The following is a 7761-nucleotide window of genomic DNA, read 5'->3' on the forward strand; positions in this document are numbered from 1 at the left end:
TTTTTTCAAGACCCTTTACTAAGTCTGCCATCAGATCCTTATCCCCTTGTCTAGCCAAAAAATCCAACAGATTGTCGGCTGTATATTCCCTTAAACCGTCTACTGAATCCTTCTCTAAAGCATCTACAAGAAAAGCACCCAGTAGAATTTTTTGCCGTGTTAGCTTTTTATCTAACTTCTGCTTTTCTCTATTTATCTTGCGCTCAAGCTCGTTGATCTTCTGCTGTTCTTTTAAGTCATTACCACCAAGCAAGCTCATATCCTTTCCCTAAAATATCAAAACTATAGTCTTTCCAACTATATCAACTTCGCCAGTACCTAACAACAGTTTATGATATAGTTAATTGACGGATGGTTGAGTCCCACTGACTAAGTGCGAGTTTTCGACTTTACAAATGTTTATCCCTATCGGTCACACATTTATAAAATCAAAACATCGGCAGGGGCAAGCCCCCACACCCCCAACATTGCAAAAAGACGCAATGTTAAAAACCAAAAACCAGAGCTTGTAAAAATGGCTATTTTCATCGCATCGACTAAATCCATATCACGAGGTAAGGGACAAAGTGCCGTTGCCAGTGCCAGCTATCGCGCAGGGGTTGAGCTTGAAGATAAGCGATACGGTAAGACCCATGATTACTCAAAAAAGCATGGCGTGATGAGTGCGGATATTATTTTGCCGACAGCATTGGCTGCTGCCAATGCTGAAATTTCACGCAATGATTTATGGAACAAAGCAGAGGCTGCCGAGAAAAGAGCCGATGCGCGTGTCGCTCGCGAATGGCTGATTAATCTACCGCATGAATTAAGCGCAGAAGACCGAAAAGAGCTGGCGCACCAGTTCGCCCAAACCTTAGCAGACCGTTACGGCACCATTGCCGATTGCGCTATTCATGAGCCTACTCAAAAAGAGATCGATCGGGGCGCAGACCCTCGAAACTTCCACGCTCATATCATGTTTACCACGCGCTGTGCTGAGCTTGACGATAATAACGAGATCATACTAACCGACAAAGCATCCATTGAGCTGTCAGATAATAAGCGGCGTTCGCTTGGCATGGAACGCGTGAGCCATGAGATTACAGACGTTCGCCAAATATGGGAGCAGATTGCCAACGAAAAACTGGCTGAGCATGACCATAAACTGATTGATAGTCGCAGCTATGCCGCGCAAGGGATTGATATTGAGCCACAGCTCAAAATGGGATCAGTCGCTACCAAGCTGGAACGTGACAAATACGAGCGAGAGCTAAGAAAAGCTGAACAAGCCAAAGAAGAAGGCAAGCATTACGAGATTGATAAAACGCCAGCAACACAGCTTGGCACTATCAACGAAATAATTAACGAGCGTAACGAGCTAGTATGGGGCGTAGAGCTTACCAAAAATCAGATCGTGAATGATGCCGCTGATGCCATTATCTTGAATGGTCATAAGATTGAAGGCGTTGAACACAGCACACCGCCACCAACAAAGACGATCAGTAGCGACCTACTCACGCCAAGCAGGACAACCACAGCTGACGAACCCATCAAAGAACCTGAATCAACATCTGCGCCAAAGCCTAAAGCACCCACACTCGATGCGGTAGCAAAAGCCATGGCAATGGCTCAGGGCATTAAGACTAAACGCGCAGATGAGCAAAAACAAAAAGAAGTGGCGCTGGAGCAGCAGCGACAGCGCCAGCTTGCCGAACAACAAAAATGTGAACAAGCCGAGCGTGAGCGTATTGAACAGGCACGAGCCGACAGAGCAAGGCAGCTTGCGCTTGAAAACAAGCAATTCCTTGACGACAAAAAAGCGCTGTATGCATCTGTCATGGCACAATTAGAACAGCATACTCAGAAAGGGGTTGATCCAAACAGCAAGACCGGCAAACTTATTTTAGCGATTTCAGTCGCCAATGAGCTCATGCACAGCTTCAATCAATACACAGACAACCCAGACACCACACAGAGACAGCGTGAGCTTGCGTCAAATGAGCGTGGCGCGTTAACGGACTTAGTAAGCGACAAGTCACAGCAAGCACTGAATGAAATCAAAAATCTTCACTATACCAGTGAGCGTAAAACGCACACAGAAGCCCTACAAGACGTTTTAACTGAATTTGCAGACAATCACGGGCAAAGTATCGATAAAACGCAGCAGCAAGCGCTACAGAGCGCACAAAAAGAGATTACAGACTACAGTAGCGAGATTAACCGCAGCCGCAGCTATGGATTAGGAAGATAAAAAATGTCAGAGACCCCCAACCTTGAAGACCTACTTGCCGCCATTGCAACGCTCACCGAGCATAATACGGCCTTGTTAGAGAGAATAGAGGAAAAAGACCAAGCAACCAAAGACAGAGATGCAGCAAACGCCAAGCTGGTAAACGAGCTCATAGCCCAGCTCAAAGATTATCAAGAACGAGAAAATGTCATCAAATCAGCGATTGCTATTGGTGCAGCTAAAGAGGTTAGCAAAGAAGTGTCTGCGGTACTGAATCACTATCATAACCAGTTAACACAAGGCGTGGCTGGTCATGTTGCTAAGGCCAATCATCACTTAGTACAAACTGTAAACCTAGCCACCACCAGTATTAATGATTTATCCATATTATCATCAGATATGAAAAAAACCTTTGATGCTAACTTTAAGAGTTTGAGCTTCTTTGCGACTGAGTTTCAAGATCAAAATCGGCAGTTAGCTAATGATGCCAAAAACACATTAACCAACGTTAGAACAGAAGCTAAAGAAGGCGCTAAACAATATACCAAAGCGCTATCGGATGAATTTGCTAGATCACTAAGCTGGAAGGCTTCTGCTCTCGTAGGTGGTATCTGTGCTTGCATATTTGCCCTTACGTTATTATCTGTTTTACTACTTGTACCTAGCAAAACAGAAATAGCTCAACGTGAGGCTGATTATCAGCGTTTAGAGAAGGCTGTTGTCGTTGATAATGTGGTTAGAGGTCAAGATGGTTACTATGCGAGAGTTAAGCCAAAATCTTGTTTTATAGGTACAGATAGATATCAATACTGCAAATTTAGATAGCTCAAAACGCTTATCTTTTTAGTTAATAAAAAAAAGAAAAAATGCTTTTAATGCTTTTAAATGCTTTTAAATGCTTTTAGACAGGCTACAGCCATTACAATCAGAGGGCTGTAGCCTGCATATGACTACGTCTAGTTACCCATATGACTACGTCTAGTTACCCATATGACTACGTCTAGTTACCCATATGACTACGTCTAGTTACCATTAAACTACTTGTTTTTTTGAGTAGATTAATATACCTCATTATGATAGCGTAGTTATTATTTAATTTATGGATGAATCAAATGTCAAAAGGTAACTTAGTCGTTAAAACAAATCAGCTGAATTCAGCATTACAGAATCTCTCATTACCTGAAATTCGTATCATTCAATTAGCAATAGTAGATGCGAGAGAAACGAATACAGGATTGAGTACCGATAAGCCGTTACGCATTGATGCTTTGCGCTACGCAGAAATTTTTGAAACAACGCGTCAAAATGGTTATAAGCGTATGAAAGATGCTGAGGAAAACTTATTTAATAGACGTTTTAGTTATATAGATGAAAGAGGAAAGCTGATTAAATCACGTTGGGTTCAGCAAGTTACTTATCTTGATGATGAAGGTGCAATTGAGTTGGTATTTACGCTTGCTGTGGTTAATGGTATTAGTCGTATCGATGGTGCAGAAGAGTTTTTCACTTCATACTTGCTTGAGCAAACCGCCAATATGGATAGTATTTACTCCGTTAGATTGTATGAGCTACTCGTACAGTGGGTAGCTGCTAAGCAAACGCCCTTGTTTGAGCTTAATAAATTTAGAGACCAATTAGGTGTGGAAGATCACGAATACAAGCGTATGGGTAACTTTAAACTAAGGGTCTTAGACCTTGCTGTTAAAGAAATTAATGAAAAATCAGATATTAAAGTCAGTTATTCACAGGTCAAAAAAGGTAGGACTATTACAGGCTTTAAGTTTACAGTTCATGAGAAACTGAAGAGTAAAACAGACAAAACAAGTAAGCTGCGTGATGTTGATACAGCAGATATGTTTACGGTTGAAGATCTAAATGATAAGCAGCTAGGACGTATTGCCCGTAACCCTCAGTTTATTACTGACTATAATCATATGGTTAGCCCTACTAGCCCAGCTGGACAGTCGCAGCAAGGATGGGAGTTTGAAATGATTAATCGCCTTAAAAAAGACGCTTCTCAATTTAAAAAACGTCCAATCAGGGATTATTTAGAGTATTAAGACTAGCGGTCTATTATAAATGGTTCCATTATAGCGGTCTGTTTTAAGTAGTCTGTTAATGGGTTTGAAGGGTGAAATAGCTGGTTCCGCTGGGGTATGAGCTATTCTTAATGGCAATAAACTAAAAAATCACGTTCAAAAAATACCAACATAAACGTTCATCGTACCTTGTAGTCGTCTTTTGACTTAAAACCTAACTGCTTTTTGGTAATAGTAGGAAAGAAGAGTACAATTGTCGCGGTTACTTTTATGATGAATTAAGTCTATGAATGCAGCCACGCGTTATCGATTGCTAAATAATTTTACTATTTTCATTAGTGTTGTTGGGGTCATTATAGCCTTATTAGATAGTGGTTTTACACTACCGGCATGGCTACAACAAGTCTTTAATATTATTTATCTTGTCATTATTTTTCTAAGTTTTGTAGTAACTGCTGGTCGTTATCTCTACACCAAAAAGCCACTAACTTTTAATAAAGTAGTTGTTTTTGATGCGATTACCAGTATCGCGATTATCATACTATTGGCAGCACATTTCACTGATTTAGTGCGTTTAGGGTTGTCAGCGGCTGTTGATGGTTTTGTCGCGTTAAAAATTGCAGTGTTCGTTACCTTTGTTCGTGAGCTCTCTGATCACGATTTTAATCTTAATCGCACTTTTCTAAACCCTGCCCAGTTTTTTATCTTAAGCTTTTTATCGGTGGTTTTGGTTGGTGCGTTATTACTGATGATGCCCAATGCAACAACGCAGCCGTTGTCCTTTGTCGATGCGCTTTTTACGGCGACTAGTGCCGTTTGTGTGACTGGGCTTATCGTGGTAGACACAGCGACTTACTTCACGACGTTTGGGCAAGTCATTATCATGGGACTGATTCAAATCGGTGGCTTGGGTATTTTGACGTTTGTGACTTACTTTAGTTATTTCTTTAAGGGCGGCGTCAGTTATGAGACCCAAGCAAGTATCAGCGAGATGTCTTATATGCGTGGTATGGGTAATGTGGTATCGACTCTTAAGTCTATTTTATACGTGACATTCGCCGTTGAGGCGGTAGCGGCGGCACTCATTTATATTAGTATTTATGACATGCCAAATATGGACTGGACTGAGCGACTGTTTTTTTCTGTTTTTCACGCCGTATCTGCGTTCTGTAATGCGGGGTTCTCTACTTTTAGTGCAGGGCTGTACGATGACTCCCTGCGCTTTAACTACCCACTACAGTTGATTATTGCCACTACCTTCATTTTTGGCGGTATGGGCTTCGTTATTGTAGTTAATGTGCTGCGTTATTTGCGTTACCGTGCTGAGCGTCTGATATATCGCCGCAATGACCAACGCTGCGCCTACCAACCTTGGTTACTCAATATCAATAGTCGTATTACTTTAATTACAACAGGCGCATTATTACTTATCGGTCTCATCTGTGTGGTAATTTTTGAATATCACAATGTGCTCGCTGACCATACCAGCTTCCTTGGTAAGCTGATAACAGGATTTTTTACTGCTGCTACCCCTCGAACTGCAGGATTCAATGTGGTTGATATGGGTGAACTGGCATTTCCAACTATTATGTTGACGATATTTTTGATGTGGATTGGTGCTTCGCCTAACTCAACGGGTGGTGGTATCAAAACCAGCACTTTTGCTATTGCCCTGTTAAATACCTTGAGCTTGGCACGTGGTCAGACCAAGATAGAGGTATTCAAAAGACAAATTGCTGAGATTTCTGTTCGGCGCGCATTTTCCATTATGTGGTTGTCATTGTTGGTCATTGGGATAGGCGTAACACTTATCAGTTATGACCAACCTGACCTTGATTTGATCAAAGTAGTGTTTGAGTGTTTTTCAGCTTATAGTACGGTAGGGTTGAGCTTAAATTTAACCTCGGATCTATCGGATTTTAGTAAAGTGGTGGTTTCAGTCATTATGTTTGTTGGACGCGTCAGTATGCTGACTATCTTTATTGCGTTGCTCAAGAATAGTCGCCAAGGTAACTATCGTTATCCGACAGAAGAGATTACCATTAACTAATTTGTTGCAAATAAGCTATCTGAAGCTGGCTATTGAGATGTTAAAAAACGATTAAAAGGTAGAAGGGCATGAAGTATATTATCGTAGGGTTAGGAAATTTTGGCTCCTCTCTAGCCATGGCATTAACCCGTCAGGGTCATGAGGTGATTGCCATTGACAGTAGTATGCAAAAAGTCGAAGCATATAAAGAAGTAATCTCCCATACAATATGTATGAATGCCACTGATGAACATACCGTTAAAAGCTTACCTATCAGCAATGCTGATATCGTCGTCGTCGCCATTGGGGAAGATCAAGGTGAAAATGTCATGGCAACGGCGCTATTCAAAACTTTAAAAGCAAAACGTTTAATCAGCCGTAGTATTAATCCGCTACACGAAAAAGTACTACAAGCCATCGGTGTCGATGACCTCATTCACCCTGAAAAAGAGGCCGCTAAACGCTGGGCAAAAAGACTGTCCCTACGTTACTTTGTGGACTCGTTTGAATTAAGCGATAACTTTAGTATGGTAGAGATTAAGATTCCAAGTACCTTAGTTGGTCAAACGGTAGATGACTTACAGTTGGAGCAAAAATTTAATATTCGATTGCTTAGCACCCTACGCTATGAATCTTATGAAGATAGCTTTGGGCGTACACAGAAAAAACCTAGTATTCAAGGATTAGCGACGCCCGAGCAAGTACTACAACCTAAAGACGTCCTAATAATTTATGGCGCTAACAAACACATTAACCAATTCTTACGAAGTGTGGGGATAAAAGTTAAATAGTATGTATTATTAATATAGTGATACTTGTTGTCAAAAATTGACTCTCAAGATATTAAAAACTTGTTTAGGTTGTAGTATCAAATAATGTGGTAAAGAGGAATGTTATGGCTAAACTTCAAGTCTCTATCCTATTAGCAACCATGATAGCCCTGTTATCAGGTTGTAACTCTTCCACAACAGATCCCAATGTGGCGTTTTCAGAAAATAAGCAGGATCCGATTAAAGAATTGGAAGTAACGTCAGAAGTGAATCACAGTCGGCTTAGCTATAAAGAAACTTTTTATGTGCCGATTTATTCTGATATTTACATCAATAAAGAAAACCGTAAAGTCTTATTATCAGCGACTTTAAGCGTCCGTAATACCACCTTAAAAAAATCACTGTATGTTAATAAAATTGATTATTACGATACCGGCGGAACTTTAATTAAATCTTATTTAAACACGCCACTTGAGCTGCCAGCCATGGGCACGCTCAATTATATCGTTGAAAAAGAAGAGTCTAAAGGTGGTTCAGGTGCTAATTTCATTATTGAAGTTGAAGGAATAGATGAAACAGTTAAACCTGTAATTGAAGCAGTCATGCTTGGTAATTTTAGCAATAAAGCATTTGCATTTAGTACAGAAGGGGTGTCTGTTATTCATTGAACACCATCTCTATCTATTTCAAAATCTTAGTTGCTCTAGGTCTTAA

At 40.7% G+C, this 7761-nt stretch carries 7 protein-coding genes; 6 read left to right on the forward strand and 1 reads right to left on the reverse strand.

Annotated features, from left to right (window positions below; all coding sequences use genetic code 11):
- Positions 1–259, reverse strand: a 259-nt coding sequence (locus ACT3SX_RS12470) for a mobilization protein MobS (protein WP_444761761.1), incomplete at its 3' end; no start/stop codon positions are given.
- Between the two features lie 255 nt (positions 260–514).
- On the opposite strand from ACT3SX_RS12470, the gene ACT3SX_RS12475 reads away from it, so the two are divergent.
- The 6 genes from ACT3SX_RS12475 (at position 515) to ACT3SX_RS12500 (ending at position 7715) form a co-directional block, all read left to right on the forward strand.
- Entirely contained in the window at positions 515–2230 is a 1716-nt protein-coding gene (locus tag ACT3SX_RS12475; RefSeq protein ID WP_444761762.1) for a MobA/MobL family protein, read from the forward strand.
- A gap of 3 nt (positions 2231–2233) precedes the next feature.
- On the forward strand, positions 2234–3034 hold the full coding sequence (locus tag ACT3SX_RS12480) for a hypothetical protein (protein WP_443509641.1): 801 nt from the start codon (positions 2234–2236) through the stop codon (positions 3032–3034).
- A 287-nt stretch (positions 3035–3321) separates the two neighbouring features.
- Positions 3322–4269 carry a replication initiation protein RepM gene (gene repM, locus ACT3SX_RS12485; protein WP_173240596.1) on the forward strand — a complete coding sequence of 316 codons (948 nt, stop codon included), beginning with the start codon at positions 3322–3324 and terminating at the stop codon, positions 4267–4269.
- Between the two features lie 265 nt (positions 4270–4534).
- On the forward strand, positions 4535–6298 hold the full coding sequence (locus tag ACT3SX_RS12490; protein ID WP_443514347.1) for a TrkH family potassium uptake protein: 1764 nt from the start codon (positions 4535–4537) through the stop codon (positions 6296–6298).
- Between the two features lie 68 nt (positions 6299–6366).
- A complete protein-coding gene (locus tag ACT3SX_RS12495; RefSeq protein ID WP_201602970.1) occupies positions 6367–7068 on the forward strand; it encodes a potassium channel family protein in 702 nt (233 codons plus the stop codon).
- 104 nt (positions 7069–7172) lie between these two features.
- Positions 7173–7715: a DUF3124 domain-containing protein gene (locus tag ACT3SX_RS12500; RefSeq protein ID WP_444761763.1), complete on the forward strand. Its 543-nt coding sequence runs from the start codon at positions 7173–7175 to the stop codon at positions 7713–7715.
- Positions 7716–7761: the final 46 nt, after the last annotated feature.

Origin of the sequence: Psychrobacter sp. AOP31-B2-9, assembly GCF_052378005.1 — a bacterium.
Lineage (GTDB): Bacteria > Pseudomonadota > Gammaproteobacteria > Pseudomonadales > Moraxellaceae > Psychrobacter.

Excerpts from the sequence above, each read along its gene's own strand:
- ACT3SX_RS12495 (WP_201602970.1), top strand. The coding sequence starts at position 6,367 with ATGAAGTATATTATCGTAGGGTTAGGAAATTTTGGCTCCTCTCTAGCC.
- ACT3SX_RS12500 (WP_444761763.1), top strand. The coding sequence starts at position 7,173 with ATGGCTAAACTTCAAGTCTCTATCCTATTAGCAACCATGATAGCCCTG.
- repM (WP_173240596.1), top strand. The coding sequence starts at position 3,322 with ATGTCAAAAGGTAACTTAGTCGTTAAAACAAATCAGCTGAATTCAGCA.
- ACT3SX_RS12480 (WP_443509641.1), top strand. The coding sequence starts at position 2,234 with ATGTCAGAGACCCCCAACCTTGAAGACCTACTTGCCGCCATTGCAACG.
- ACT3SX_RS12490 (WP_443514347.1), top strand. The coding sequence starts at position 4,535 with ATGAATGCAGCCACGCGTTATCGATTGCTAAATAATTTTACTATTTTC.
- ACT3SX_RS12475 (WP_444761762.1), top strand. The coding sequence starts at position 515 with ATGGCTATTTTCATCGCATCGACTAAATCCATATCACGAGGTAAGGGA.